This window comes from Qipengyuania seohaensis (genome assembly GCF_002795865.1).
Taxonomy (GTDB): Bacteria; Pseudomonadota; Alphaproteobacteria; order Sphingomonadales; family Sphingomonadaceae; genus Qipengyuania; species Qipengyuania seohaensis.
Genome location: NZ_CP024920.1, coordinates 1,519,158 through 1,544,066 on the forward strand (window position 1 = coordinate 1,519,158; position 24,909 = coordinate 1,544,066).

Sequence of the window (24,909 nt, forward strand, 5' to 3'; positions counted from 1 at the left end):
CTATACCGCACGTCCCGATTCGGGATTCGTTGGAAGCAGCAGGGATAGGTATGGCACAGCAAGGCGAACCTTCGGTCGAAGAGATCCTCGACTCGATCAAGAAAGTCATTGCGCGCGACAGCGAAGAGCGCAGCGAGATGATCGCCGAGCGTCGAAGCCGCCGCATGCCGCAAGCCGAAGCCAGCGAACCGGTCGATGAACAGGAAGCGGAAGACGTGCTCGAACTTGGCAACGACCTCGTCCAAGAGATCGATGTCGATGACGACGACCACGTTGCGGCCGATGACGACGATGCAGATGCCCTGACCCGCGGCGATACGCGTCAGGCGATGCGGGACAACTTTGCAGCATTGGCCATGCTCTCCCAGCCCGGAAAGCAACCGCAGATCGTTCGCCAGGGCGAAACTTCGCTCGAAGGCCTCGCGCGCGACATGCTACGCCCGATGCTGGCCGACTGGCTGGAAAAGAACCTGCCCGGGATGGTCGAAGAACTCGTGAAAGCAGAGATTGCCCGCATCGCCGGCAAGAAGAGCTAATCCCCCTACCCTTGGTCCCTCGTGCGCGCTACACCGCGCGCCATGACGAAGAACATTCGGGCCGCACTCCCGCTCGCTAGCGCATTTGCGCTCCTCGCCACGCCTCTTGCTGCGCAGGACGCTGCCGCACCGATGAGCGCGCAGGACCTTGTGACCATGCCCCGGCTTGGAAGCCCTACGGTCAATCCCGAAGGCACGCATGCCGTCTATGCGGTTACAACGACCGATCCGGAAAGCTACAAGCGCAGCAGCGCGCTCTTCCTGCGCTCCCTCTCCGAGCCAAACACGGCCCCCGTCAAACTCGATATCGACGGCGGTTCGGCCTCCTTCGGCGACGACAACTGGCTCTATTTCATCGCCGATGGCGAAGGTGAGGACCCGACGAGCCAGGTTTGGCGCGCACGTATCGCTGCAGACGGAACGGTTTCGGACAAGGCTCAGGTGACCGCCCTGCCCCGCGCGGTTCACGGTTACAGCATATCACCCGATGGCGAGCGAATTGCGATCTGGACAGATATCGCCCGCACTTGCGTTGCGATCGATTGCGACGACAGCGCCAAAGCTCACCTTCCGGGCCCCGGCGACGGGCGTCTTTACGAAGGCGACGGCGGTTTCTTCCGCCACTGGGACACTTGGGAAACGCCCGGAACGCACAGTCGTGTGTTCACTTTTCCGCTCGAGAACGGAATGGCCGTGGGAACAGGGATTGCCGTCGACGGTCCCTTGGGCGCTGGCGGCCCGAACGGCGACACACCCACCATGCCCTTTGGTGGCGGAGAAGACGTAGCGTGGTCGAGCAATGGCGAGGGAGTTTTCTTCACCGCCCGCGAAACGGGCGCGGGCGAGCCCTACTCCACCAATCTCGACATCTGGTTCTCCGACCTGTCGGGTAATGCGCCCGTCAATCTCACCGCTGAGAACGAAGCCCTCGACGCACTGCCCACACCTTCTCCGGACGGGCAATACCTCGCCTATGTCGCCATGGCGCGCCCGACCTATGAAGCCGACCGCCAGGTCGTCATGCTGCGCGACCTAAAGACCGGTGTGACGACCGCTCTTACCGAGGCATTCGATCGCAGCTTTCAAAGCCTTGCCTGGACCCCGGATTCGCGCTGGCTTGTGGCTGGCGCACAGGACGTGCTGGATACCCCGGCATACCGCATCGATCCGCGCAACGGATCGGTCGAGCGGCTCGATCTGATGGCCGGAAACGAGGCCCGGATTTCCGACATCACGCCGCTTCACGGCGGTGATCTGGTGTTCACGCGCAATTCGATCGGTGCGCCGTCCGAAATGTACCTGTCGCGTGACTGGGGTCAGGCCAAGCCGATGACGCAGGTCGCGGCCGACGTGATGGAACGGCTCGCTCCTGTCGTGGTCGAACGCTTCAGTTTCACTGGCGCCGGTGGCGATACCGTGTGGGGCCAGATTACCAAGCTCGACGGTCACGAAGGGCCCATGCCCGCCATCCTGTATGTGCACGGCGGCCCCCAAGGATCGTTCAACGACGGCTGGTCGAGCCGGTGGAACCCCCGCGTGGTCGCCAGCCAAGGTTACGCCGTCATCTCTGTCGACTTCCATGGATCGACGGGCTACGGGCAGGCCTTCACCGATAGCATCCGCAATGATTGGGGCGGAAAGCCCCTCGAAGACCTGCAACTGGGCCTCGCCGCAGCGCTGGAGAAAGACAGCCAGATCGACGGCACCCGCGCTTGCGCAATGGGTGCAAGCTACGGCGGTTACATGATGAACTGGATCGCCGGACAATGGCCCGACCGGTTCGACTGCCTCGTCCAGCACGACGGGCTCTTCGACATGCGCAGCTTCTATTACACGACGGAAGAACTGTGGTTTCCCAAGTGGGAATTCGGTGGTTCCTACGCGGAGAACAGCGCAGCTTACGAGCGCTGGAACCCCGTGAATTACGTCGACAACTGGCAGACCCCGATGCTCGTCATTGCCGGAGAGCAGGACTTCCGCGTCCCCTACACACAGGGGCTCGCGAGCTTTACGGCCCTGCAGGAACGCAAGATCCCGAGCCAGTTGCTGGTATTTCCCAACGAGAACCACTGGGTCCTAGGAGCGAAAAATTCGCTGCAATGGCACAACACCGTGTTCGCATGGCTCGACCGCTGGCTGAAACCGGAAAGCGACGGTGAGTAAGTCGCTGGAGAAGGCCCAGCGCGCCTTTGCCAAGATTGGAGCAGGCACGGTTGAGCGGCAGATTTTCCTGTGCGCAGTGAGCGAAAAGCAGAAATGCTGCTCACGCGAGGACGGCAAGGCGGCCTGGAACTACCTCAAGAAGAGGATGAAAGATCTCGGCCTCGTGGGGCGCGAGGCCAAGGTCCAGCGCAGCAAGGCGGATTGCTTGCAGATTTGCGCGAAAGGCCCCATCGCCGTCGTGTGGCCGGAGAATGTCTGGTACCATTCCTGCAACGAGGAAGTGCTCGAAGCGATAATCCAGCGCCACCTGATCGGCGGCGTTCCGGTCGACGAATACCGATTGCAGGCGCCCGAGTAGGCACCCGCCCTAGTCTTGGTCCTTGTCCTGCCAGCTGTCTCGCGTCGGATCTTCGACGGATTCGTCGTGGCCGGTGCCGGAAGAGAGGAACATCAGGCCCATCAAGGCGCCTGTCAGCAACATCGTGAAGCCGATGCCGAGCGCGATCGCGATGTAATAATGGACGGAGGCCGCGCTGCCCTGCTTGTACAGCAGGGCCATGGCGATCGCGACGATGCCGACGGTCAGCAGGAACAGGAACCGCATGAGGCGGCGAAAACGCGCCCAGGCATACGCAGCCTGTTCCGGATCATCGAGCGGCGAGTGTCTTGTCATGGCCCTTCTCATGGCGATTGCAGCACGGCTCTTCAACAAGCGTGATGCGCCCGACTCGCCAAGGCAGGCAAAAAATGGCATTCTTCCGTCAGGCAGAACACGGAGGCGCGCATGAATATCGGCACACTTATCGAGGGTCGGGCAAGTTCGGACATTATCTCGGTGGAAGTGGGTCAGACCGTGCGCGATGCCGTTCGCATCCTGGCAGAAAAGCGGATCGGCGCCCTCCCCGTGCTCGAGCAGGGCCGTGTCGCGGGGATTTTCTCCGAACGCGATGTAATTCACCGCTTGGCCGAAGAGGGGCAAAGCTGCCTCGATCAGCGTGTCGGTGATGTGATGACCTCGCCCGCCATTACCGTGGAACGGGTGACGCTCATCGATGACGCTCTCGCCTTGATGACCCGGCGTCGAATCCGTCACCTTCCGGTCATCGAGAGCGAGGCGATGTGCGGCTTCATCTCGATCGGAGATCTCGTGAAGTCCCGCTTCGATGAGGTCCATCACGAAGCGGAAGCTTTGCGGGACTACATAACGCACGCTTGAGCGGCGCCCGCCGGCTCCCTACATAAGCGGCATGGCTGATATGCTCACCCTTACCCCTTCGGCGGCTGCGCGAGTCGCGGCCATTGCCGAAAAGCAGGCAAAACCTGCTATCCTGCGCCTTTCCGTGGAAGGCGGCGGGTGCTCCGGCTTCCAGTACAAGTTCGATCTTTCCGACGGCCCCGATGCGGACGACAGCGTGAGCGAGACCGATGGCGTTCGCCTCGTAGTTGACCCTGTCAGCCTCGACCTGGTCGCGGGAAGCACGGTGGACTTCGTCGAATCCCTCGGCGGGGCTGCATTCAAGGTTGAAAACCCCCAGGCGGCGGCGGGATGCGGCTGCGGTTCGAGCTTCGGGATTTAGGTTAGACCCGCGCGTCGCTTTCGGGCATCAGATCGCCCATGCGTATTGCGACCTTCAACATCAACGGGATCAAGGCCCGCCTGCCACGCCTCAAGGAATGGCTGGAAGAAACGCGCCCCTCTGTCGCCTGCCTGCAGGAAATCAAGACGATGGACGAAGGCTTTCCGGCCGAGGAATTCGAAGCCATCGGCTATCACGCGATCTGGCATGGGCAGAAGAGCTTCAATGGCGTCGCAATCCTGGCCGATGGCGTGAAGCCGATCGAAATCCAGCGCGGCCTCGGCATCGACGGGCCAAAGGACGGGGAGGGCGAGCAGGCTCGTTACCTGGAGGCGGAGGTGAACGGAGTTCGCATCTGCAACCTGTACCTGCCGAACGGAAATCCGCATCCCGGGCCGAAATTCGATTACAAGCTGGCGTGGATGGAGAAACTTCGCGCGCGGATGAAATCCGTGTGGGCGGAAGAAGTGCCTGCCGTGGTGCTGGGCGACTTCAATGTCATTCCGGAAGACAAGGACGTGTGGTCACCGAAGGCGATGGCTTCCGACGCCCTGATGCAGCCCGAATCACGCGATGCCTATTTCAGGCTGCTCGGTGACGGTTGGACCGATGCGATCGACACGCTCAATCCGCGTGGCGGGATTTGGACCTATTGGGATTACCAGGCGGGTGCGTGGCAGCGCGATCACGGCTTCAGGATCGACCACCTGCTTCTCTCGCCCGAACTTGCCGACCGCATGACGGCTGCAGGCGTCGACAAGGAATATCGCGGGCGCGAAAAGTCCAGCGATCACACGCCTGTCTGGGTCGAGATCGCCGACTGACCCCAAAAAAACAAAAGGCCGCCACGCCTGAGCGCAGCGGCCTCTTGTTCCCGTCCAAGGAAATTTAACGGTAGAAGATGTGCGTCTTGATGGTGGCGCGAGCGACTTTGCGCTTCGCCCAGCTGGGACGGACGTAATGCGCATGGAAATACAGCGAATCGTCGGCTTCGCTGTCCCACAGGCCCTGGTGCGCAATACGCGCAACGGCCTTGGCGCGCTTCCAGGCGGCAGAGCCCTGCTTGATGCGCGGCATCTTTCCGCCGCGGACAAAGCTGAACTGGGCTCGCTGGTACACGACTCCGCAGTAGCTGGAGGGGAACTGACGCGATTCGCTACGATTGATGACGACCTGCGCGACAGCCAGCTGGCCTTCGAGCGGCTCACCGCGCGATTCGAAATATACGGCGCCGGCGAGGCAGCGCATTTCTTCCGACAGCTGTCCGACCGGCGGCATAGCAGAAACCAGAGCGCGCAGGCTTTCGGCCTTCGGCGCTTCGGTGGGAACTTCGGGGGTGGCTTCCGTTTCTTCAGGAAGCTCCTGGACGACTTCGCCTTCGACGAAAACCGGCACGACCTCGTCGGTCAGTTCGGCTTCGGAGACGATCGTTTCGCCTTCCGCTTCTGCAGCGAAGGCGATGGAGCCGGTTTCTTCTGCACCGGCAAAACTTGCAACGAGCGTAACCGCGCTCGCCGCGAGGGCTAGGTAAGTCTTTCGCATTATTCCGAGTGACTAAGCGGTGAACTCACAGTCGCAGGCCGGGATCAGAGGCGCGCCAATTGCGCCAAAGTGGTCAGATCCGTTTTTCGAGCCTGCCGCTCGTTCCCCGTCTGCGTGCTAGCTTTCCGACCCCATTGTCGTCCAAAGCCGCCTACGCATCGAAGCTGGGCAGCCAAATAGTCACAATTGAAACCGTGTCAAGTTAACGGGGGTCGGAATCGACGAGCCGTTCCATTTCGGGGCCATCCAGTTCCAGAATCCAAAGATCGGGATCCTGCGTCATGCGGCGACGGATATAATCATCAAATTCTTCTGTTTTTTCAGCGTCTTGCGACTTAGTGACCTGAAAACGACGCCTGCCGTCCATTAGGGGCATACGCTCCCAAAGCATTGTATTTTTGCCACTGTGAGTGGTTAATATGGCCAGCGTTCCCGCATCGCGCTCGCCTGCCTGCAGCACCATGGCGAATCCTCCGGCGGCTTGCGCACTGCGGATAAGGCCACTGACTTCGATATGTGTCGGCAGCCGCGCGTCTTCGAAGCCGTGGCTCAAGCGGCGTATCCCGGCAGGCTAGAAAGAGAGATGCGGGACTTCATGAACGTCCCCGTTCCGCGCCCTATTTCATCGCCTTCTGCATCGACGAGCCGCGATTCGGCCACGAAGACCCTGCGCTTGCCGCTGACCCAGCGGCCTTCTGCGACAACCCGTCCTTCGCGAACCGGTTTGGTGAAGTGGAGGTTGAAGGAAGTCGTCAACAGGAAGCGATCGGTGACGAGTGTGTTCGCAGCGTAGAAAGCGGCATCGTCGAGCATCTTGAAATAGATGGTGCCATGCGCCGCACCGGCAGCGTGATAGGCCGCTTCCGTTACATCGAACGTAATGCGCGCGCGGCCCTCACCGGTGATATCGAGCTTCGAATCGAACAGGTGGTTGATCGGGGCAGAGGCGTACAACCCCTCCAGGGCGCGCCAATGGCCCTCCGCCCCGCTATTGCCAGACATTGCCATCGAACCTTTCCGTCAGCGCGGTTCGACCCAGCCGATCGAACCGTCTGGCCGGCGATAGACCATGTTGTGCGCTTCCGTCGCCCCGTTCTTGAACAACAGCGCGTTGGTGTTCTGCAGGTCGAGCATCATGACCGCGTCGGCAACAGAGCATTCGGGGATCATGGCACTTGTCTCCGCAACGATCGGCGGACTGTCCGACGTGATTTCATCGTCGTTCTCGGGCTCGGGTGCGGCGAAGATAGTGTAGGCCGCCTCTTCCTCGCGCATCGCGTACTGTGCTTGCTCGTGCCGGTTCTGGATACGCCTCTTGTACCGGCGCAGCTGCTTCTCGATTTTTGCAGCCGCCTTGTCGAATGCCTGGTGGATGTCGTGGGCTTCCGCATGACCCTTCAGGATAAGACCCTGCATTACGTGTGTAACGATGTCCGAGGAGAACGCGCCCCCTGCCGCCTTCCCGAAGGTGACGTGGGAGGAAATCGCACGGTTGAAATGCTTGTCGACGATGCCCTGCATACGGTCTTCGACATGGGTCTGCAGCGCAGCGCCGGTATCGATCTGGTGACCCGAGACGCGAATATCCATAATTCTCTCCTTTACTGCAGCATGTCGTTTCCGGACCCGGCGGCCTGCGCCGCGTCATTGGGCGAATTCAACCCCAAAGCGGGTTTTCGATACCGCTCATGAACTTTCTGTGGCGCGCAAGCTCTTCTTCGCTGGGAGCATGGGCTCGCGGTTCGCGGCGCGGGCGGTCCGGCGCCTGGCGCACGGCGATTACTTCCCGCTCGATGACCTGCACCCGCTCGGCGGCGAGTTCCAGTCCGATCTGGCGGCCGCCCTTGAGCTCTACATAGACCTGCGCAAGCAATTCCGCATCGAGCAGGGCGCCGTGCTTCACCCGGTGGCTGCGATCGATCCCGTAACGTGAGCACAATGCATCCAGCGAAAGCTTGGCGCCCGGGTGGCGTTTTTTGGCCATGGCCACGGTGTCCACCATCCTGCTCATGCAGATGACCTCGCGCTCGCACAGGGTCAGTTCGGCATTGAGGAAGGCGAAGTCGAACCCGGCATTGTGCGCAATCAGCGGCGCATCGCCGATGAAATCGAGCAATTCGTGGGCCGTATCGCGGAAGGGCGGCTTGTCGGACAGGAACGACGCAGACAAGCCGTGCACGGCTTCCGCGCCGGCGGGCATATCGCGTTCCGGGTTATAGTAAGCGTGGAATACTTCGCCCGTGGGGACGAGATTGACCATTTCCACGCAACCGATTTCGACCATCCGGTCGCCTGTCTTGGGATCAAGGCCGGTGGTCTCAGTATCGAAAACGATCTCGCGCATTGCAGGGACTATCGGACTCGTGCTTCCGGATTACAAGGATTTTAGAGTCGCGACTGGCTGCGCAACCGCTCGATGAGGGTGCGCACGGCCTGCTCGGTTTGCGAAAGCGTCGTTCCGGTGTCGATGACGTGATCGGCTCGGGCGCGCTTCTCGACGTCAGGCACCTGTAGCGACAGGATATGCGCGAATTTCTCGGGCGTCATGTCGGGACGGGCAAGAACCCGTTTGCGCTGCACTTCGGCTGGTGCGGACACGACCACGACCACATCGACCGCCTCGTGGCCGCCTTTTTCGAACAGCAGGGGAATGTCGAAAACGACCATGTCCTGACCAGCATGCTCGATCAGGAAGGCTCCCCGCTCTTCGGCAACCGCAGGGTGAACGATAGATTCGAGGCGGGCGAGGGCGGCCTTGTCTCCGAACACCTGCTTGCCGAGCTTGTCCCGCAGAACTCCGCTATCATCGGTGCTGCCGGGGAATTCCGCCTCAATGGCTGCGACGAGTCTCCCCGAAGGACCCTGCATCGCGCGCACTTCCTTGTCGGCATCGAAAACCGGAACGCCCGCACGCTGGAACATCTCTGCCACCGTGGATTTGCCCATCCCAATAGAGCCGGTGAGGCCGATAATGATCGGACGGGTCAAGTCATCAGCCTTTCACGCAATTCGCTATCGAATTCGCGCGGAGCTTCGATGCCGAAAAAATATTCGAAAGCGACGGCGGCCTGCCCGATCAGCATGGAAAGCCCGTCGATCGTCTTGAGTCCCGCATCGCGTGCCGCATTCAAGAAGTCGGTTTCGGCCGGATCGGTGACGATATCATAGGCAATCGAGCCGGGCGGGGCGTGGCTCCAGTCGAAAGGCAACGGAGGTTGACCACGCATACCCAAGGGGCTGGCATTGATCACGAGGTCGCAGCACCCTTCGCGATCGTCAAAGTCGAAATCCGTGGCCGCCGCGAAATGCGAAAGCGGTGCGACATGATGATCGCCCTCTGCCAGTTCGTCCAAGAGTGCGCGCGCCTTGTCCGTATCGCGACCTGCAAGGACCACGGTAAACCCTTCTTTCGATAGACCTGTCACAATCGCACGCGCCGCACCTCCGGTGCCAAGGATGCGAGCCATGCGGAAGTAATGGGTGCCAGACAGCTCGCCGCGCAAAGGCTCGAGGAAGCCTGCGACGTCGGTGTTGCGTCCCACCAACGCGCCATCTCGGGCCCTGACGACTGTATTCACCGCACCAACGCGCTTCGCCAAGGGCTCCATCCGGTCGAGGAAGGGTATGATGGCTTGCTTGTGCGGCATCGTCGCGTTGCAACCGCGCCAATCCGTGTCCCCCCGCCGTTCAGCGAGATAGCTTTCCAATTCGGCTGGAATGACGTGACGGGCGCGGTATTCCGCCTCGATCCCGAGCTTGTCGATCCAGAAGCCGTGAATCGCAGGCGATTTGGATTGAGCGATCGGATCGCCGATGACTTCTGCGTATGGGATCACGAAGGGAGCGCGCCTTCATCGCGTAGCGCGCCGAGCACCTGCAGCAAAGGCATGCCCAGCACGGTGAACTGGTCACCCATGATACTTTCGAAGAGCTGCACGCCCGGACCCTCGATCCTGAAAACGCCGACGCAATAGGACACTTCCGGCCATTCCGCCTGTAGATAGGCCTCGATAAATTCCTCGGACAATTCACGCACCCTGAGGCGCGCGAAGTCCGAGCCCATCCAGACGATCCGGCCATCGCGGGCTAGGGCGGCCGCGCTATGCAGCGTCATGACCTTGCCGGAGAAGAAGCGCAGGTGTTCGGCGGCCTGGTCCCTGCTTGTCGGCTTGTCGAACCTGCGCCCATCTACCTCGACCAGGGAATCGCTTCCCAGCACGAGCTTGTCCGATGAGACCGAAGCCGCCTTTGCCGCGGCCAGGGCCTGCGCGATCTCGGCTGGATCCGCGCCCTCCATTTCCGCTTCCAGCGCACGCTCGTCTACTTCGCCCGGCGAAGCGACATAGGATACACCTGCCGCATCGAGCATCGCCTTGCGCGAAGCGGAATTGGAGGCGAGCACGATCCCGGTGCCGCTAATGCCCGTCATATCGCCTTCACCCCTTCGAAATCGCCACCCGATTTGTGACTGCGCTCGCTACATAGCCGGATGATCGCAGCTGCAGTCTCTTCGATCGAGCGGCGCGTAACATCGATGACGGGCCATCCGTTGTCCGCGAACATCCGGCGCGCGAACGCCACTTCCGATTTCACGCGCTCGTTATCGATATAGGCGGTTTGCGACTGTTCGTTGAGCGTGAGCAGGCGATTGCGCCGAATCTGTACCAACCGCTCGGGCGCAGTGGTGAGACCTACGACCAAGGGTTTATGCAATTCGAAAAGTTTGGTCGGTGGGGGGCTTTCCACCACGAGCGGAATATTCGCGACCTTGTACCCGCGGTTGGCAAGATAGATGCTCGTCGGGGTCTTCGAGCTTCGCGATACGCCGGCGAGGATGATGTCCGCCTCTTCCCAGTTCTCCCACCCTATTCCATCGTCGTGAGCGATCGTGAACTGGATCGCCTCGACGCGCTCGAAATAGGCCTTGTCCATCTGGTGTTGGCGCCCCGGTCGGCCATGGGCCTCCTGTCCCAGCGCCTTTTCCAGGGCTTCGGTCACGCGATCGAGAATCGGAACGGCAGGCAGCCCGTTCTGGGCGCAAACCTCCTCCAGGCGCGCCCGCGCCTCGGGGTTTACGAGAGTGAAGAGGACGAGGCCGGGATTGGCCTTCAGCTCCGGCACGATCCGGTCTAGATGCTGGCGCGATCGGACCATGGGCCAGAAATGCCGCACCACGTCGGCATCGTCGAACTGCGCGAGCGCGGCCTTCGCCAGCATTTCCAGCGTTTCGCCGGTGGAATCGGACAGGAGATGGAGATGGATACGGTCGGCGATGATCGTCACTTTCGGCCTGTGGAGAAGCACCGGATAAACCACGGCACAAGTCTGGCGACAAGTTCGGGGATCAATTCGCTCCCCATTACGAGTCCTGTTCGGGGTTGATTCCCGCACAGCAAATGGAACTTGTGCGCAGGCTGGGGAGAAGCGGGATAAGTTTGACTCGACTCAATGCCGACCACGAGTCGCAAACCCGCATCCGGCCTTTTCCTTGCGGGAGAAATGGGGCAGGGGACGGCTATGCCCGATATCCACAGGGCCAACAGACTCCATCAACTCTTATAATATTTCTTATTTATTGGATTGGACTCTCTCTCGATGCCCGGCATTCTGCTCGACACTCTGAACGGTAAGCGCGCTGACAAGGTGCCGCTCTGGCTCATGCGCCAGGCTGGTCGGTATCTTCCCGAGTATCGCGAATTGCGCGCGGAGAAGGGTGGTTTTCTCGCTATGGCCTATGACAGCGAGGCCGCTTGCGAGATTACGCTGCAGCCTATCGACCGTTTCGGTTTCGATGGGGCGATCCTGTTTTCGGATATCCTGATCGTGCCGCATGCCCTTGGGCAGCACCTGGAATTTCTGGCGGGCGAGGGCCCCAAGCTTTCTCCTCCGCTGGTCGACGCCGAACTCGGCGGATTAAGTCCGGAGCGCTCCCGCTACGATCCGATTTACGAAACGGTACGCCTTTGTCGCCAGCGCCTCTCGGACGATGTGACGATGCTCGGCTTTGCAGGCAGTCCGTGGACAGTTGCGACCTACATGGTCGCTGGCGAGGGTAGCCGTGACCAGCACGATGCGCGGGCCATGGCTTATCGCGACCCAGGCAAATTGCAGGCGATCATCGATGCGATTGCCCATGAAACGATCGAGTATCTTTCCGGCCAGATCGAGGCCGGTGCAGAGGCCGTGCAGCTCTTCGACAGCTGGGCCGGCAGCCTGGCGCCCGACGAGTTCGAACGCTGGGTTATCGCTCCGAACGCGAAGATCGTCGCGGCCTTATCGCAGCGGCATCCTGCAACTCCGATTATTGGCTTTCCCAAGGGAGCTGGAGAAAAGCTTCCGGCCTATGCTCGCGAAACAGGCGTGAAGGCGGTTGGCGTAGATGAAACGCTCGATCCGGTGTGGGTCGCACGCGAATTACCCGCTGGGATGGCCGTACAAGGCAATCTGGACCCGCTTCTGCTACTTTCAGGTAGCGAGGCCCTCGAAGGACGCATCAAGACAATCCTCGAGGCTTTTTCCGATCGGCCGCACGTGTTCAATCTCGGTCACGGGATCGATCGCCGCACACCGATCGCCAATGTCGAGCGATTGATCGCCACTGTCAGGGGTTGGCAGGGGTGACGAAACCGGCAGCTATCCCTACATCGCTTGCATGCAGGACGTACTTGCGATGACCTATCTCTGGCTCAAGGCCGGCCACATCATCTTCATGGTGTTCTGGATGGCTGGACTGTTCATGCTCCCGCGCCAGATGATCTATTGCCACGAAGCCGCGGCGGGATCCGACGAGGAAGCGACATGGGCCAAGCGCATGGGCCTGCTGCGCAGGATAATCCTCACGCCGAGCCTGATCGTCGTATGGATACTCGGGCTCGCTCTGGCGATGAGTATCGGGGCATTCGACCAAGGCTGGTTTCATGCCAAATTGCTGTTCGTGCTGCTTCTGACCGGTTTTCACGGATTCATGGTCGCCAAGTCCAAGGCAATGGCGACCGGTCATCGCCCGCTCAGCGAAAAGCAGTTGCGCCTGTTTGGCGAAGTGCCCGGAATCCTGCTCGCGGTGATCGTCGTTCTGGTCATCGTAAAACCGTTCTAAGGCAGGTCGGGTGCCCTGTTTGCCGATTGACGGCAGGCGGGACGACATTTATCTGCACATCAACAACCGGCAAGTGGCACCGCGATCCAACGGGTGCCGGGTCTGCTTTCTCCAAGCCCATACCGACCCGCCGGCCATTCCATATATCTGAGTAAAAACACATGCATCTCAAAGATTTAAAAGCAAAAGCGCCCGCAGACCTCGTGGCAATGGCCGAGGAGCTGGGCGTCGAAGGCGCATCGACCATGCGCCGTCAGGACCTGATGTTCTGCATCCTTCGCGAACTGGCCGAAGATGAAGAATACGACGAAAAGATCATGGGCATCGGTACGATCGAAGTGTTGCAGGACGGCTTCGGCTTCCTTCGCAGCCCCGAGGCCAATTATCTCGCCGGCCCCGACGATATCTACGTTTCGCCGAACCAGGTCCGCAAATGGGGCCTGCGTACCGGCGACACCGTCGAAGGTGAAATTCGCGCACCCAGGGAAGGGGAGCGGTATTTCGCGCTGACGAAGCTGACCAGCGTCAATTTCGAAGACCCCGACCAGGTTCGCCACCGCACCAATTTCGACAATTTGACTCCGCTTTATCCGGAACAGAAGCTGTCGCTCGATACTCTCGATCCGACGGTCAAGGACAAGTCGGCGCGCGTCATCGATATCATCTCGCCTCAGGGTAAGGGCCAGCGCGCCCTTATCGTCGCGCCGCCGCGCACGGGTAAGACCGTCCTGCTGCAGAACATTGCGAAGGCGATCACGGATAATCATCCGGAAGTCTTCCTCCTGGTCCTGCTCGTCGACGAGCGTCCGGAAGAAGTCACCGACATGCAGCGCAGCGTTAAGGGCGAGGTGATCTCCTCGACCTTCGACGAACCTGCCAACCGCCACGTGCAGGTCGCCGAAATGGTGATCGAGAAGGCCAAACGCCTTGTCGAACACAAGCGTGACGTCGTTATCCTCCTCGATTCGATCACGCGCCTCGGCCGCGCCTACAACACAGTGGTCCCGAGCTCGGGCAAGGTACTTACCGGCGGTGTCGACGCCAATGCGCTCCAGCGTCCCAAGCGCTTCTTCGGCGCGGCTCGTAACATCGAGGAAGGCGGTTCGCTTTCGATTATTGCTACGGCGCTGATCGACACGGGCAGCCGCATGGACGAAGTCATCTTCGAAGAATTCAAGGGCACCGGTAACAGCGAAATCGTCCTCGACCGCAAGGTTGCCGACAAGCGCATCTTCCCGGCTCTCGATGTCGGCAAGTCTGGTACGCGTAAGGAAGAACTGCTGGTCGAGAAGGACAAGCTCTCGAAGATGTGGGTCCTGCGGCGCATCCTCATGCAGATGGGCACTGTCGATGCGATGGAATTCCTTCTCGACAAGATGAAGGATTCGAAGACCAACGAGGACTTCTTCGCCAATATGAACCAATAGAGGAACGGTGCGCGGCGGGCGCACCCCGCCGCGCAGGACTTGAGTGCATCGGATCGTCTACAGCAGCATCGCCTCCAAAGGCACCAACACGCCGGACGTGTTCGAGATCGTGGATGTCTCGGCGCGCAATAATCCGCAGCGTTCCGTGACCGGTTTCCTGCTGTACGATGCCGACAGGTTCCTGCAGATGATCGAAGGGCCGGCGCTGGCTCTGCAAGCCTTGCTGGAAGACCTGGAAGCGGATCCGAGGCACCACTCTATCGAGGTGCTGCACCGCAGTGCGACAGACGAGCGCTGGTTTCCCGATTGGGAAATGAAGCAGCTCATTTCGTTCTCTGCCGAACCAGCCCTCGAACAACTCAGGCACACTCTTGCCACCAAGCCTGGCGGGGCTGAGATATTCGCCATAGTGGATGATTTTCTGCGAGAGTGAGCCCGATCGAGCGCGCCGGGCGCCGGCTTAACTTGCCTGCTTGTCCAGCATGGCAGCCATCTCTTCCCAGACCTTGTTGACTGCCTTGAGCGGCCTGACCATCACCTTGAAATCCTTGATCATGCCAACATCATCGAATTGGATGAGGTCGATGCCATTGATGTGGATGCCGCCCATCTCAGTAGTAAATTCCAGCATCGCATTCTGGCCGTCGACCAGCTCGCGGACATAAGTAAAACTGTCATTTCCAAGGGTTTTGCCTGCTGCAGCGAGATATCCAATCACCAGATCGCGTCCTTTTTGCGGAGTGTGGACGACAGGCGAATGAAACTCCGCGTCTTCACGGATTATGGCGGCCAGATCGGCAGGCTTGGAACCTGCGTCGATGACCTCGTGCCACCGCTTCAAACCGATCTCTGCACTCATGCATGCCTCCGGAAACTGTCGGACCTCGCAGCATCCCAATGGCGAGCGAGGGGAGTGGATGAAGGCTTGTCGAGCAGGACACCGGGTTCCGCAAAATAATAAATCTTGTCGAATGCATCGGATCGCGCCCCGTTGATCCTCTCGCGCATGTCGAGTGGTTTCATATCCCAAGGGCTATCGAGGCCCATAGCGATGGTAATCTCGCGTAAGGAATGAAGGGTCTGCCGCTGGAAGCGGGCCACGCGCGGGGCCTTGTCTTCGACTATGAGGCCGCGCTGGCGCCACTCTTCCTGAGTCGCGATGCCGGTCGGGCAGGTGCCCTTGTGACAGTTCATCGACTGAACGCATCCGAGCGAGAACATGAAAGGACGCGCCGCATTGCACCAGTCGGCACCAAGCGCGAAACTCTTGGCCATCTGCGCGCCAGAATGAATCTTGCCGGACGTCGCGATCTTCACCTTGTCTCGGAGCCCTGTACCCACAAGCATGTTGCGGACGAAAATCTGCCCCTCGCGTAGCGGCATGCCAACCGAATTCGACAATTCCAGAGGCGCAGCTCCCGTTCCCCCTTCCGCACCATCCACGGTGATGAAGTCCGGGTGCATCCCTGTCTCGAGCATCGCTTTTCCTATCGCGAAGATTTCGTGCGGAAGGCCGACGCAAAGCTTGATACCGACGGGTTTGCCCCCCGACAGCTCCCTCAGTCTTGTGACGAACTCGAGCAATTCGATCGGCGTGTCGAATTCCGGATGCGCCGCCGGGGAAGTCACAGTCTCACCCACCGGCACTCCGCGAGCTTCCGCAATTTCCTTCGTCACCTTAGCGCCCGGCAGGACGCCGCCGTGACCCGGTTTAGCGCCCTGGCTCAACTTGAGTTCGATCATCTTGACCTGGTCGGAGCCGGCATTTTCTTTAAACTGCTCGGGATCGAAGCGACCATCCTTGGCCCTGGCTCCGAAGTAGCCGCTACCAAGCTCCCAGATGAGGTCTCCGCCAGGCTTGCGATGATATTTGCTGATCGAGCCTTCGCCTGTGTTGTGCGCGAAATTGCCCTCCTTCGCGCCTGCGTTTAGCGCCTCGATCGCGCGTCCCGAAAGCGAACCAAAGCTCATAGCCGAAATATTGAGCAGCGATGACGAATACGGCTTGGCGCAAGTCTTCTCGCCAACCGTGACGCGCCACTCCTCTGGCGCATTAGATGAGGGCGCGATTGAATGCCCGACCCACTCGTACTCGTCGGAATACACGTCGAGTTCGGTACCCATTGGGTGTGAATCAAGATCGCCTTTGGCCCGGGCGTAGACGAGTGCACGAGCCTGATGACTGAATGGTCGGCCCTCCAGATCCCCTTCGACGACATAGGATTGAGCAAAGGGCCTCAGGTCCTCCATGATCCAGCGAATTCTGGCGACGAGCGGGTAGTTTCTTCTAAGTGTGTGTTTTTCTTGCGAAAAATCCCAGACAGCTAACAGCAGGGCAGGAACCAAGATCCACAGCAACCACCTCGCAGGTTCCCAAAGTCCGGCAATGGCCACCAACAGGTAGAGGAGGACCGGGATGATGTACCGGAAGGGAATTTTTTCCATCGAGATCGATGCCTTCAGCCTAGGTGTTTTTGGAAGAATTCGCTGGTGCGGCTATCGGCGAGGTTTGCGGCCTCTTCACTACGCCGATTTCCAAACTCGGTGGCAAAGCCGTGGTCGAGGCCTTTATAATCGTGAAGTGTCACTTTGGGGTGGTCGTCAAGTCCAGCGTGCATAGCGGCTTGGGTATCCTTGTCGACGAAACCATCTTCTGTGGGGATGTGCAGCATCAGCGGATTCGCGATCGCGTGCTTTTCGTTGAGGAGGTTGTCGACGCCCACCGCGTAATAGCCAACAGTGGCGTCGCTGTCGGTGCGCGCGGCCGTCATGTAGGCTAGCCGACCGCCGAGGCAGTACCCCACGGCGCCGACCTTGGCACATCCTTCCGCGCGTGCATATTTGATGGCCGCCTCGATATCCCGGATGCCTTGGTCCTGGTCAAACTTTCCGAATAAATCCAAAGCTTTGTTCATCTCCGGCTCGATATCCGGATCGAGTTCGATTCCGTCTTCGAATTGCCAGAACAGGTCCGGAGCGACTGCCAGGTAACCTTCTTCGGCGAGCTTGTCGCATTTGCGACGGATGCCGGTATTGATGCCGAAGATTTCTTGAATCACCACGATTGCCGCCTTCGCCTTTCCTGCCGGGCGGGCGACGTAGGCATTGAAGGTGTTCTTGCCGTCGAGTGTGGAGATGGTGACCAGTTCGCTCATGCGTGTATTCTCCCTTTATCGTTTGCAGGCCTAGCGCTTGCGCTGCAGGGCTGGCAAACCCAGATAACAAAAGACCCAGATGTCTTCTGGAGGTTCAACGGAGGAAACGCGATGAAGGTCCATGTCGAAATTGATTGTACGCCGGAAGAAGCGCGGACCTTCATGGGGTTGCCGGACGTCGGCCAGGCGAATGCCGTGTATGTCGACATGATGTCGAAGGCGATGAAGGGTGTTTCGAGCCCGGATCAATTGCAGGAATATGCGCGCCAACTCGCGCCCATGGGCCAGGCCGGTTTCAAGCTGTTCCAGAGCTTCATGGAGGGCGCGAATGCGGCTCGTGGATCATCGAAGCCCGAAAAATCTTCGGACGACTAGGGTCCCCCACTTACCATGAGTGATACGATATTCGCTCTGTCGAGCGGATCGCCGCCCGCCGCCATTGGCGTCATCAGGATCAGCGGAAACAGCGCCAAGAGCGCCCTGGAAACACTCGCCGGCAGGCTTCCCGATGCCCGGCAAGCGGCATTGCGTTCGATCAAGGACGCACAAGGCAATGCGCTGGATCGGGCTCTCGTGCTGTGGTTTGACGGGCCGAGAACCGCCACGGGCGAGGATTTGGCTGAAATCCATTGTCATGGTGGCAGGGCGGTCGTTGCCGCCATAGAGAAGGCCCTTGAGGCAATGAGTGGCCTTCGTCGCGCCGAACCTGGTGAATTTACCAGACGAGCGTTCGCGAACGGCGTGATGGATCTGGCAGAGGCTGAAGGTCTGGCGGATCTTCTTGCAGCGGAAACGGAGTTGCAAAGGGTCGCAGCGCAGGCCTCGGCAGGGGGTGTGTTGTCAGCCAAGGTAGACTGCTGGCGCTCCCAGGTGCTGACACTTTCTGCCTATGTCGAGGCTGCACTCGATTTCGCCGATGAAGACGATGTTGGCGGCCTGCCTGAAGCTTTCGATGCTGGCCTGGCAAAGGTTGTCGGTGAGATCCGCGATGCGTTGAACGCCCCGCGGGCAGAGCGCCTACGGGATGGACTGCGAGTTGTACTGGCAGGCCCTCCTAATGCGGGGAAGTCATCGCTATTCAATGCGTTGCTGGATGAGGGCGCGGCTATCGTTGCCGACGAAGCGGGAACTACCCGGGACGTGATCGAACGCCCGATCGCCTTTGGCGGAGTTCCCTTCGTGCTTGTAGATACCGCGGGCCTGAGAAACGAAGGTGCTGCCAAGATCGAAGCAATGGGAATAGACCGCGCTCGCAAGGAACTGGAGAGAGCCGATATGGTTCTTTGGCTTGGCCCCGAAGGCGAAGGGCCTGAAGGCGCGATAGAAGTCTCGGCCAAAGCCGATTTGGCACCGCGTGAGAAATTGAACCCGAAGCACACCGTTTCCTCGCTTGACGGCACAGGGCTCGAAGAGCTGGTTGGCGACCTCGTCGACATGGCGAAGGGATTGATCCCGAAGCCTGGCGAGGCGGCGTTCAACCTTCGTCAGTCGCAAGCCTTGGCGGAGGCCCTCGATGCGCTGAAAGAGGTCACCCCTGACGTTGACCTTCTTATTGTCGGTGAACGACTGCGCCTCGCCAGGAGGGCATTCGATCGCCTATTGGGACGACAATCCACCGAAGAAGTGCTCGATGCCTTGTTTGGGCGCTTTTGCATCGGGAAGTAGGATTGTTTCACGTGGAACACCTCAAGCTTTGACCCGGTAACGAAACCCATTTATCGGCGTCCATATGCAGAGCTTTGACACCATTGTTATCGGCGGCGGTCACGCCGGCGTGGAGGCGGCATGTGCGTCTGCTCGCATGGGCGCGCGCACGGCTCTTGTAAGTTTCGACCTTTCGAAGATCGGTGCCATGAGCTGCAACCCGGCGATCGGGGGGCTCGGCAAAGGGCATCTGGTCCGCGAGGTGGATGCTTTGGATGGTGTGCTCGGCCGTGCCGCGGATGCTGCAGCAATCCACTATCGCATGCTGAACCGTTCGAAGGGGAGTGCGGTGTGGGGGCCGCGTGTCCAGGCCGATCGTGCGCTTTTCCATCAGGCCGTGCAGAAGATCGTTGCCAGCTACCCCAACCTGACCCTCGTGGAAGGCGAGGCGGCGGGCTTGAGATTTTCAGCCGGGAAGGTCTCGGGCATCGAGCTCGCAGATGGCGTACCCGTCAGCGCGAGTGCAGTGATACTTTGTACGGGGACGTTCCTCGGCGGAACGCTGTTTCGAGGGGAGGAGAAGTTTGTAGGCGGCCGCGTCGGCGAGAACGCTGCACATCGCCTCGCGGAGCAGTTGCGCGAGGCAAATCTGCCGATGGCTCGCCTCAAGACCGGTACCCCGCCACGGCTGGATGGCCGGACTATCGATTGGGGTCGATTGGAAGAACAGCCCTCGGATGATGAGAGCTGGACGATGTCGTCGTTGAGCGAGGGCAGGGCAAATCCCCAAGTCTATTGCGCAATAACGCGAACGAACGAGCGTTCACACGATATCATCCGAGCCAACTTGGATCGCTCGCCGCTGTTTTCCGGCGCGATCGGAGCTGCGGGACCGCGATACTGTCCTTCTATCGAGGACAAGATTCATCGGTTCGGTGATCGCGATGGACATCAGATATTTCTGGAGCCGGAAGGTCTGTCGACACACCTGGTTTATCCGAACGGGATCAGCACCTCATTGCCCGTAGACGTCCAACTCGACATGCTCAGGGCGATGGACGGTCTCGAGAGGGTCGCCATGGAAGTACCGGGTTACGCTGTCGAGTACGACCATATCGACCCGAGGGCTCTGCGCTCGACCTTGGAAGTTCGGGATCTTCCGGGCCTTTATTGCGCAGGACAGATAAACGGCACCACCGGGTACGAGGAGGCTGCGGCACAGGGCCTTATTGCGGGAATGAGTGCTGCGGCGAAGAGCCATTCCAAGGAGGCTGCAGAGCTAAATCGCGCAAACTCGTACATGGCTGTCATGGTGGACGATTTGACGCTGCAAGGCGTTACGGAACCTTACCGCATGCTGACCTCGCGTGCAGAGTATCGATTGCGTCTCCGCGCTGCGAACGCAGACACGAGGCTTACACCTTTGGGGATGAAAGTCGGCATCGTCGGAAAAGCGCGTAGAGATTGGTTTGAGGCTCGGGAAAAGCGCCGTGAGGTAATCGATAGCCTCTTATCCCAGCCCATATCCGGTAAGACACTCCATTCTTCGGGGCACAACGTGAAGGTCGATGCAGGGCCTCGCAGCGCCAAGGACTGGCTCCGAGGCGGGCACGTCTCCTTGGCTGATCTCGCTTTTCACGTGGAACAATTGGATGGCGACGAGGCCCTGGCGATCGAGCTCGCAGAGGATGCTTTCTACGCTCCTTACCTTGAACGTCAGGACGCTGAGCTTAGGGAATTAAGCGCTGGCGAGCATCTCAAGATCGCCGATGATTTCGCATTCGAGCGCGTGCCCGGGCTTTCGAATGAGATGGTGGAGCGTCTCGGTAGGGCGAAACCAGCGACATTGGCGGCAGCCGGTCGAGTGCCCGGTATTACGCCATCGGCGCTCGCAGCCTTAATGGTCCATGTGAAGCGCGATCAAGGTGCAAAGGCATGACGATTGCCAGTGAAGAAGCGGCCCGTGAATATATCGCCGAAATTGGTGGGGCAGCGTCATTGGATCGGCTTGAATTGCTTGGAGCGCGGCTCAAAGAGGAAAACGGCCGCCAGAATTTGGTCGCCAGCGGATCGCTCGAGGAAATGTGGGTCCGGCATTTCGCCGATTCGGCGCAGCTGCTCCACTTTGTTCCACGTGAAACAAAAGGCACTTGGCTCGACCTTGGCAGTGGTGCTGGCTTTCCTGGGTTGGTGCTGGCGATACTGCGACCGGAGATGGACTTCGCCCTTATCGAATCGCGAAAGTTGAGGGTCGACTGGCTGGAGAGAATGAAGGCCGAACTTCAGCTCGAAAATTGCTGCATCGAGGGCGCCCGATTGGAGCTGGTGGAGACGCTCGGTGCGGCCGCAATTTCGGCACGAGCGTTCGCACCGCTAGCGAAGTTGCTGCGTTTATCCGCACGCTTCTCCACAGGCGACACATATTGGGTGTTGCCGAAAGGGCGGTCCGCAGCCCAAGAAGTGCGAGAGCTTCCAAAACGAGAGTCGGAAATGTTCCACGTGGAACATTCTGTCACGGATCCGGAGGCGGGGATCATCGTCGGCCGAGGCAAGGTGAGGGACAAAACTTGATTACCGTCGCAATTGCCAATCAGAAGGGCGGGGTGGGAAAGACCACCACGGCGATCAACATTGCCACTGCGATGGCTGCAACCGGCTGGAAAACGCTTCTGATCGATCTCGATCCGCAGGGCAACGCGTCCACCGGCATGGGCATCGATAGTTCCCTCCGTGAAAACTCGAGTTATGATCTACTGCTGGAGCAGGGCGACCTTGCCCAATGCGCCCAGCCAACCGAAATACCCGGGCTCGACATCGTCCCTGCGACGCAAGATCTCTCCGGGGCAGAGGTCGAGTTGGTGGCGGTTGATGATCGCACGTCGCGACTGTCCAAGGCGCTTGCGCAGTCGGGTCAGAATGGTTTCGCAAGTTACGACATTTGTTTCATTGATTGTCCGCCGTCGCTGGGACTGCTCACATTGAATGCGTTGGGGGCGGCAGATACGCTCCTGGTGCCTCTTCAATGCGAGTTCTTCGCTCTCGAAGGGCTGAGCCAGCTCCTGCAGACGGTGGAGCGCGTCCAGCAACGCTTCAACCCCGACCTTGGCATCGTGGGCATTGCCCTGACGATGTTCGACCGCCGCAACCGCCTGACGGATCAGGTTGCGGACGATGTCCGCGATTGCCTCGGTAATCTGGTCTTCGAAAACGTAATCCCGCGCAATGTCCGGTTGTCCGAAGCGCCGAGCCACGGAATGCCGGCGCTCGTTTACGACCACAATTGTCCAGGAAGCCGCGCCTACATCGGACTGGCGCGAGAATTGATCGGAAGACTACCCGAGAGGAGGAAAGCCGCGTGAGCCAAGCAGTCGATCGTAAGAAGAAGCTCGGCCGTGGGCTTGGTGCGTTGCTCGGAGAAGTGCAGCGCGAAGAGCCGCTGGTCAATTCTGGTAACGAAAGCAACGACTTGACGGGGGCGCCGACAGGCAAGACGACTTCGGGCCTTACTCTGATTTCTGTCGCCGACATCGAGCCACTTCCTGGCCAGCCGCGTACACATTTCAACGATGAAGCGTTGGACGAGTTGGCTGCCTCGATTGCGCAGCGCGGGGTTATCCAGCCCGTTATCGTTACGTCGAAGGGTGCTGGAAAATACCGGCTGGTGGCCGGCGAACGCCGTTGGCGCGCCGCACAGCGAGCCAGATTGCATCAGATTCCAGCGATCGTTCGCGATCTTGAGGAACGCGAAGTTCTCGCACTCGCTCTCATCGAGAACCTACAGCGGGAAGACCTCAATCCGCTGGAAGAAGCGAGAGCATACCAGAAGCTCGCCGAAGACGAGGGAATGACGCAGGCCGAGATTGCCGGGCTGGTCGACAAATCCCGCAGTCACATTGCCAATTTGCAGCGCCTGCTTGCCCTGCCGAACGATGTTCTTGAGCTTTTGGCAGCCTCAAAGCTGTCCATGGGCCATGCGCGGGCGCTGATTGGCAATGAAGATGCGTCAGAGATTGCATCGCGCGCCGCCAAGGAGGGGCTATCGGTACGCGAAGTTGAGAAGCTCGTGCGCAAGGGCAAGGCCCCGGTACGCACACGCGGGACAAAGCCGACTGTACCTGAAGCGGAAACGGATGCCGATATTGCGGCAGTCCAAGGTCATCTGGAAGAGTTCCTGGGGCTGCCGGTGAAGATTCGGACCGACGAAACGCCGAGCACGGGTACGGTCACCATTCGTTACCACACGCTCGACCAGCTCGATCTGATTTGCCAGCGTCTCACAGGTGGCGATATTTAGCGAGGCGAAAATGCCTCATTAGTCAGTGCGTTGACCGGCAGGGACCGGGTTATTCGGTCGGGGATACCTCTCGGTAGACGGCCTTGCGAGGTTCGGAAATTGTCACCGGGACCAGCATATACTCCTGGCCATAATGGCTTGGCCGATCCCGGAATTCCCCGTTCATCGCGCTTTGCATATAGTCATCCAGATACGCCTCGCATTCACCGTATGCAGAGGCGGGAGTAGCCTGTCCGTCGTCAATCGAGTCACCGATAGCGCCGCCCGCAAGAGCGCCTATGGCCGCCCCCGCAGCGGTCCCGGCCAAACGATCCCCGCTTCCCGCAATGCGATTTCCAGCGACACCCCCGATTGCAGCCCCGGCGATGGCGCCGATTACCTTGCTGCGATCGCTTTCGTCGTGCGTCGCCAGGCGATTGCGGCATTCCGCCAGCCAGGCCTCGCGGTCGAAGCGCACGACGCGAGCCCCTGCGGGTAGTCCGACTATTTCGGTGCGTGAGCCGTCATCCTGCTGGATATAGGCCCGCTGCATTCGGTACGCCGTTATGCGGTCATTACCCGTTACGGGCCGGGCAAATTCCGCTCCTGCGTACGCCGGGACCTCGTCGATCTCCACACGTTCGATAATTACCGGGGCTGGCCGCGCGGGGATGACACGCTCGGCCGGGAAAACGGTCTCTACCACCTCTTCCTGTATTTCCCGATCAGCCTGACTCTCGGTCGGGCTGGCCTGCATAGTCTCGGATTCTTGCGCACTGACGGACGTCGCTGCGCAGGTGGCAACGCTTGCGATGACTAGGGAGATGCGATTCATGAGGTTGGCTCCGCAGGATACTCAGGGATTCCCATCAAGCTATCAACTAAGACCGCGTATCGCAAAGCGGTGGAGCGGACCCGTCTTATCGCGGGGCAGTTTCAGATCCTGTCGGCGAGGACCGAAGCCAACTCTTCGATACCTGCGCGATCTTCCCCGTCGAAACGGGCCGTGGTCGGGCTGTCGAGGTCGATAACGGCAATTACCCGCCCATCGCGATGGACAGGCACCACCAGTTCCGAATTCGTCACGGCGTCACAGGCAATGTGGCCCGGGAAGGAGTGAACGTCTTCGACCAACTGCGTCTCGCCGGTTTCAGCGGCAGCCCCACATACGCCCGTGCCCATGGGGATGCGAATGCACGCAGGCCTTCCCATGAAGGGCCCAAGGACCAGTTCGTCCTCGATCACGCGGTAAAATCCAGCCCAGTTCAAATCGGGCAGGAAGTCCCAGAGCAATGCCGCGATATTCGCCATATTGGCGACCGGATCCGGCTCTCCGGACGTCAATGCGTCCGCTGCATCACGCAATTGACGATAGGCTTCGGGTTTCGGGCAGTCATCTGCGGGGCGAAAATCGTACATCGGTGCGATCTAGGCCACGCGGCGCGGGATGCAAGGGGCGTTGCGGCCCGTGATTTGCTGGCGTAACGCTTCACCGC

General features: G+C 60.0%; 31 protein-coding genes. 16 read left to right on the forward strand and 15 right to left on the reverse strand.

Annotated features, from left to right (window positions below; all coding sequences use genetic code 11):
- Positions 1-50: 50 nt before the first annotated feature.
- Genes CVE41_RS14960 through CVE41_RS07455 form a run of 3 tightly spaced genes read left to right on the forward strand, consistent with a single transcriptional unit; the run spans position 51 to position 3,057 of the window.
- Complete coding sequence (locus CVE41_RS14960; RefSeq protein ID WP_100260079.1) at positions 51-536, forward strand: DUF2497 domain-containing protein; 486 nt, start codon at positions 51-53, stop codon at positions 534-536.
- Between the two features lie 42 nt (positions 537-578).
- On the forward strand, positions 579-2,699 hold the full coding sequence (locus CVE41_RS07450; RefSeq protein ID WP_100260080.1) for a dipeptidyl-peptidase 5: 2,121 nt from the start codon (positions 579-581) through the stop codon (positions 2,697-2,699).
- On the forward strand, positions 2,692-3,057 hold the full coding sequence (locus tag CVE41_RS07455) for a (2Fe-2S) ferredoxin domain-containing protein (protein WP_100260081.1): 366 nt from the start codon (positions 2,692-2,694) through the stop codon (positions 3,055-3,057). Before CVE41_RS07450 ends, CVE41_RS07455 begins: the two co-directional genes overlap by 8 nt.
- A gap of 9 nt (positions 3,058-3,066) precedes the next feature.
- On the opposite strand, the gene CVE41_RS07460 is transcribed toward CVE41_RS07455, so the two are convergent.
- On the reverse strand, positions 3,067-3,372 hold the full coding sequence (locus CVE41_RS07460; RefSeq protein WP_100260082.1) for a hypothetical protein: 306 nt from the start codon (positions 3,370-3,372) through the stop codon (positions 3,067-3,069).
- 111 nt (positions 3,373-3,483) lie between these two features.
- On the opposite strand from CVE41_RS07460, the gene CVE41_RS07465 reads away from it, so the two are divergent.
- Genes CVE41_RS07465 through xth form a run of 3 tightly spaced genes read left to right on the forward strand, consistent with a single transcriptional unit; the run spans position 3,484 to position 5,100 of the window.
- Positions 3,484-3,915 (forward strand): CBS domain-containing protein, encoded by a 432-nt coding sequence (locus CVE41_RS07465; protein ID WP_100260083.1) that lies wholly within the window; start codon positions 3,484-3,486, stop codon positions 3,913-3,915.
- Between the two features lie 31 nt (positions 3,916-3,946).
- Positions 3,947-4,276, forward strand: a complete 330-nt coding sequence (locus CVE41_RS07470) for a HesB/IscA family protein (RefSeq protein WP_090478398.1) — start codon at positions 3,947-3,949, stop codon at positions 4,274-4,276.
- A 38-nt stretch (positions 4,277-4,314) separates the two neighbouring features.
- Positions 4,315-5,100 (forward strand): exodeoxyribonuclease III, encoded by a 786-nt coding sequence (gene xth / locus CVE41_RS07475; protein ID WP_100260084.1) that lies wholly within the window; start codon positions 4,315-4,317, stop codon positions 5,098-5,100.
- A 64-nt stretch (positions 5,101-5,164) separates the two neighbouring features.
- Here xth and CVE41_RS07480 read toward each other — a convergent pair whose 3' ends face one another.
- The 9 genes from CVE41_RS07480 to CVE41_RS07520 all read right to left on the reverse strand — a co-directional run bounded on the left by CVE41_RS07480 (position 5,165) and on the right by CVE41_RS07520 (position 11,101).
- Complete coding sequence (locus CVE41_RS07480; protein WP_100260085.1) at positions 5,165-5,818, reverse strand: cell wall hydrolase; 654 nt, start codon at positions 5,816-5,818, stop codon at positions 5,165-5,167.
- A gap of 202 nt (positions 5,819-6,020) precedes the next feature.
- Positions 6,021-6,371: a DUF1491 family protein gene (locus tag CVE41_RS07485; RefSeq protein ID WP_100260086.1), complete on the reverse strand. Its 351-nt coding sequence runs from the start codon at positions 6,369-6,371 to the stop codon at positions 6,021-6,023.
- A complete protein-coding gene (locus tag CVE41_RS07490; protein ID WP_100260087.1) occupies positions 6,368-6,826 on the reverse strand; it encodes a PaaI family thioesterase in 459 nt (152 codons plus the stop codon). Before CVE41_RS07490 ends, CVE41_RS07485 begins: the two co-directional genes overlap by 4 nt.
- Positions 6,827-6,838: 12 nt before the next feature.
- Positions 6,839-7,408, reverse strand: coding sequence for a ribosome hibernation-promoting factor, HPF/YfiA family (gene hpf / locus CVE41_RS07495; RefSeq protein WP_100260088.1), 570 nt, complete (start codon positions 7,406-7,408; stop codon positions 6,839-6,841).
- A gap of 67 nt (positions 7,409-7,475) precedes the next feature.
- Positions 7,476-8,162, reverse strand: a complete 687-nt coding sequence (gene dnaQ / locus CVE41_RS07500; protein WP_100260089.1) for a DNA polymerase III subunit epsilon — start codon at positions 8,160-8,162, stop codon at positions 7,476-7,478.
- 41 nt (positions 8,163-8,203) lie between these two features.
- Positions 8,204-8,806, reverse strand: coding sequence for a dephospho-CoA kinase (gene coaE / locus CVE41_RS07505; RefSeq protein WP_100260090.1), 603 nt, complete (start codon positions 8,804-8,806; stop codon positions 8,204-8,206).
- Entirely contained in the window at positions 8,803-9,654 is an 852-nt protein-coding gene (aroE, locus tag CVE41_RS07510; RefSeq protein WP_100260091.1) for a shikimate dehydrogenase, read from the reverse strand. The genes coaE and aroE overlap by 4 nt, the downstream gene beginning before the upstream one ends.
- Positions 9,651-10,247 (reverse strand): Maf family protein, encoded by a 597-nt coding sequence (locus CVE41_RS07515; protein WP_100260092.1) that lies wholly within the window; start codon positions 10,245-10,247, stop codon positions 9,651-9,653. Before CVE41_RS07515 ends, aroE begins: the two co-directional genes overlap by 4 nt.
- Entirely contained in the window at positions 10,244-11,101 is an 858-nt protein-coding gene (locus tag CVE41_RS07520) for a pyruvate, water dikinase regulatory protein (RefSeq protein WP_269800150.1), read from the reverse strand. The genes CVE41_RS07515 and CVE41_RS07520 overlap by 4 nt, the downstream gene beginning before the upstream one ends.
- A gap of 312 nt (positions 11,102-11,413) precedes the next feature.
- Here CVE41_RS07520 and hemE point away from each other — a divergent pair, with 312 nt between their 5' ends.
- The 4 genes from hemE to CVE41_RS07540 all read left to right on the forward strand — a co-directional run bounded on the left by hemE (position 11,414) and on the right by CVE41_RS07540 (position 14,774).
- Positions 11,414-12,439, forward strand: a complete 1,026-nt coding sequence (gene hemE, locus CVE41_RS07525; RefSeq protein WP_100260093.1) for a uroporphyrinogen decarboxylase — start codon at positions 11,414-11,416, stop codon at positions 12,437-12,439.
- A gap of 31 nt (positions 12,440-12,470) precedes the next feature.
- Positions 12,471-12,914, forward strand: a complete 444-nt coding sequence (locus tag CVE41_RS07530) for a CopD family protein (RefSeq protein WP_100260094.1) — start codon at positions 12,471-12,473, stop codon at positions 12,912-12,914.
- 161 nt (positions 12,915-13,075) lie between these two features.
- A complete protein-coding gene (gene rho / locus CVE41_RS07535; protein WP_100260095.1) occupies positions 13,076-14,341 on the forward strand; it encodes a transcription termination factor Rho in 1,266 nt (421 codons plus the stop codon).
- A 43-nt stretch (positions 14,342-14,384) separates the two neighbouring features.
- The gene (locus tag CVE41_RS07540; protein ID WP_100260096.1) at positions 14,385-14,774 is read left to right on the forward strand and encodes a BLUF domain-containing protein; all 390 of its coding nucleotides are present in this window, start codon (positions 14,385-14,387) and stop codon (positions 14,772-14,774) included.
- A gap of 27 nt (positions 14,775-14,801) precedes the next feature.
- Here the strand turns inward: CVE41_RS07540 and CVE41_RS07545 are convergent, their stop codons facing one another.
- The 3 genes from CVE41_RS07545 to CVE41_RS07555 are packed head-to-tail and all read right to left on the reverse strand — an operon-like array spanning position 14,802 to position 17,496.
- Positions 14,802-15,200: a nuclear transport factor 2 family protein gene (locus CVE41_RS07545; RefSeq protein ID WP_100260097.1), complete on the reverse strand. Its 399-nt coding sequence runs from the start codon at positions 15,198-15,200 to the stop codon at positions 14,802-14,804.
- Positions 15,197-16,786: an FMN-binding glutamate synthase family protein gene (locus tag CVE41_RS07550; protein ID WP_100260098.1), complete on the reverse strand. Its 1,590-nt coding sequence runs from the start codon at positions 16,784-16,786 to the stop codon at positions 15,197-15,199. Before CVE41_RS07550 ends, CVE41_RS07545 begins: the two co-directional genes overlap by 4 nt.
- 14 nt (positions 16,787-16,800) lie before the next feature.
- Positions 16,801-17,496 carry a dienelactone hydrolase family protein gene (locus tag CVE41_RS07555; RefSeq protein WP_100260099.1) on the reverse strand — a complete coding sequence of 232 codons (696 nt, stop codon included), beginning with the start codon at positions 17,494-17,496 and terminating at the stop codon, positions 16,801-16,803.
- Between the two features lie 111 nt (positions 17,497-17,607).
- On the opposite strand from CVE41_RS07555, the gene CVE41_RS07560 reads away from it, so the two are divergent.
- The 6 genes from CVE41_RS07560 (at position 17,608) to CVE41_RS07585 (ending at position 23,434) form a co-directional block, all read left to right on the forward strand.
- Positions 17,608-17,871 carry a DUF6489 family protein gene (locus CVE41_RS07560; protein WP_100260100.1) on the forward strand — a complete coding sequence of 88 codons (264 nt, stop codon included), beginning with the start codon at positions 17,608-17,610 and terminating at the stop codon, positions 17,869-17,871.
- A 15-nt stretch (positions 17,872-17,886) separates the two neighbouring features.
- Positions 17,887-19,161: a tRNA uridine-5-carboxymethylaminomethyl(34) synthesis GTPase MnmE gene (gene mnmE / locus CVE41_RS07565; protein WP_100260101.1), complete on the forward strand. Its 1,275-nt coding sequence runs from the start codon at positions 17,887-17,889 to the stop codon at positions 19,159-19,161.
- A 64-nt stretch (positions 19,162-19,225) separates the two neighbouring features.
- On the forward strand, positions 19,226-21,079 hold the full coding sequence (mnmG, locus tag CVE41_RS07570; protein ID WP_100260102.1) for a tRNA uridine-5-carboxymethylaminomethyl(34) synthesis enzyme MnmG: 1,854 nt from the start codon (positions 19,226-19,228) through the stop codon (positions 21,077-21,079).
- Entirely contained in the window at positions 21,076-21,711 is a 636-nt protein-coding gene (rsmG, locus tag CVE41_RS07575) for a 16S rRNA (guanine(527)-N(7))-methyltransferase RsmG (protein WP_100260103.1), read from the forward strand. Before mnmG ends, rsmG begins: the two co-directional genes overlap by 4 nt.
- Positions 21,708-22,499, forward strand: a complete 792-nt coding sequence (locus CVE41_RS07580) for a ParA family protein (RefSeq protein WP_100260104.1) — start codon at positions 21,708-21,710, stop codon at positions 22,497-22,499. The genes rsmG and CVE41_RS07580 overlap by 4 nt, the downstream gene beginning before the upstream one ends.
- Positions 22,496-23,434 (forward strand): ParB/RepB/Spo0J family partition protein, encoded by a 939-nt coding sequence (locus CVE41_RS07585; RefSeq protein WP_100260105.1) that lies wholly within the window; start codon positions 22,496-22,498, stop codon positions 23,432-23,434. The genes CVE41_RS07580 and CVE41_RS07585 overlap by 4 nt, the downstream gene beginning before the upstream one ends.
- Before the next feature lie 49 nt (positions 23,435-23,483).
- Here the strand turns inward: CVE41_RS07585 and CVE41_RS07590 are convergent, their stop codons facing one another.
- Together CVE41_RS07590 and CVE41_RS07595 are read right to left on the reverse strand one after the other, a co-directional pair.
- Positions 23,484-24,248, reverse strand: coding sequence for a glycine zipper 2TM domain-containing protein (locus CVE41_RS07590; protein WP_100260106.1), 765 nt, complete (start codon positions 24,246-24,248; stop codon positions 23,484-23,486).
- Positions 24,249-24,349: 101 nt separating this feature from the next.
- A complete protein-coding gene (locus CVE41_RS07595) occupies positions 24,350-24,832 on the reverse strand; it encodes a GAF domain-containing protein (protein WP_100260107.1) in 483 nt (160 codons plus the stop codon).
- Positions 24,833-24,909 lie beyond the last annotated feature (77 nt).

Excerpts from the sequence above, each read along its gene's own strand:
- CVE41_RS14960 (WP_100260079.1), top strand. The coding sequence starts at position 51 with ATGGCACAGCAAGGCGAACCTTCGGTCGAAGAGATCCTCGACTCGATC.
- CVE41_RS07450 (WP_100260080.1), top strand. The coding sequence starts at position 579 with ATGACGAAGAACATTCGGGCCGCACTCCCGCTCGCTAGCGCATTTGCG.
- CVE41_RS07460 (WP_100260082.1), bottom strand. The coding sequence starts at position 3,372 with ATGACAAGACACTCGCCGCTCGATGATCCGGAACAGGCTGCGTATGCC.
- CVE41_RS07465 (WP_100260083.1), top strand. The coding sequence starts at position 3,484 with ATGAATATCGGCACACTTATCGAGGGTCGGGCAAGTTCGGACATTATC.
- CVE41_RS07470 (WP_090478398.1), top strand. The coding sequence starts at position 3,947 with ATGGCTGATATGCTCACCCTTACCCCTTCGGCGGCTGCGCGAGTCGCG.
- xth (WP_100260084.1), top strand. The coding sequence starts at position 4,315 with ATGCGTATTGCGACCTTCAACATCAACGGGATCAAGGCCCGCCTGCCA.
- CVE41_RS07480 (WP_100260085.1), bottom strand. The coding sequence starts at position 5,818 with ATGCGAAAGACTTACCTAGCCCTCGCGGCGAGCGCGGTTACGCTCGTT.
- CVE41_RS07490 (WP_100260087.1), bottom strand. The coding sequence starts at position 6,826 with ATGGCAATGTCTGGCAATAGCGGGGCGGAGGGCCATTGGCGCGCCCTG.
- hpf (WP_100260088.1), bottom strand. The coding sequence starts at position 7,408 with ATGGATATTCGCGTCTCGGGTCACCAGATCGATACCGGCGCTGCGCTG.
- dnaQ (WP_100260089.1), bottom strand. The coding sequence starts at position 8,162 with ATGCGCGAGATCGTTTTCGATACTGAGACCACCGGCCTTGATCCCAAG.
- CVE41_RS07515 (WP_100260092.1), bottom strand. The coding sequence starts at position 10,247 with ATGACGGGCATTAGCGGCACCGGGATCGTGCTCGCCTCCAATTCCGCT.
- hemE (WP_100260093.1), top strand. The coding sequence starts at position 11,414 with ATGCCCGGCATTCTGCTCGACACTCTGAACGGTAAGCGCGCTGACAAG.
- CVE41_RS07530 (WP_100260094.1), top strand. The coding sequence starts at position 12,471 with ATGCAGGACGTACTTGCGATGACCTATCTCTGGCTCAAGGCCGGCCAC.
- rho (WP_100260095.1), top strand. The coding sequence starts at position 13,076 with ATGCATCTCAAAGATTTAAAAGCAAAAGCGCCCGCAGACCTCGTGGCA.
- CVE41_RS07545 (WP_100260097.1), bottom strand. The coding sequence starts at position 15,200 with ATGAGTGCAGAGATCGGTTTGAAGCGGTGGCACGAGGTCATCGACGCA.
- CVE41_RS07550 (WP_100260098.1), bottom strand. The coding sequence starts at position 16,786 with ATGGAAAAAATTCCCTTCCGGTACATCATCCCGGTCCTCCTCTACCTG.
- CVE41_RS07555 (WP_100260099.1), bottom strand. The coding sequence starts at position 17,496 with ATGAGCGAACTGGTCACCATCTCCACACTCGACGGCAAGAACACCTTC.
- CVE41_RS07560 (WP_100260100.1), top strand. The coding sequence starts at position 17,608 with ATGAAGGTCCATGTCGAAATTGATTGTACGCCGGAAGAAGCGCGGACC.
- mnmE (WP_100260101.1), top strand. The coding sequence starts at position 17,887 with ATGAGTGATACGATATTCGCTCTGTCGAGCGGATCGCCGCCCGCCGCC.
- mnmG (WP_100260102.1), top strand. The coding sequence starts at position 19,226 with ATGCAGAGCTTTGACACCATTGTTATCGGCGGCGGTCACGCCGGCGTG.
- rsmG (WP_100260103.1), top strand. The coding sequence starts at position 21,076 with ATGACGATTGCCAGTGAAGAAGCGGCCCGTGAATATATCGCCGAAATT.
- CVE41_RS07590 (WP_100260106.1), bottom strand. The coding sequence starts at position 24,248 with ATGAATCGCATCTCCCTAGTCATCGCAAGCGTTGCCACCTGCGCAGCG.
- CVE41_RS07595 (WP_100260107.1), bottom strand. The coding sequence starts at position 24,832 with ATGTACGATTTTCGCCCCGCAGATGACTGCCCGAAACCCGAAGCCTAT.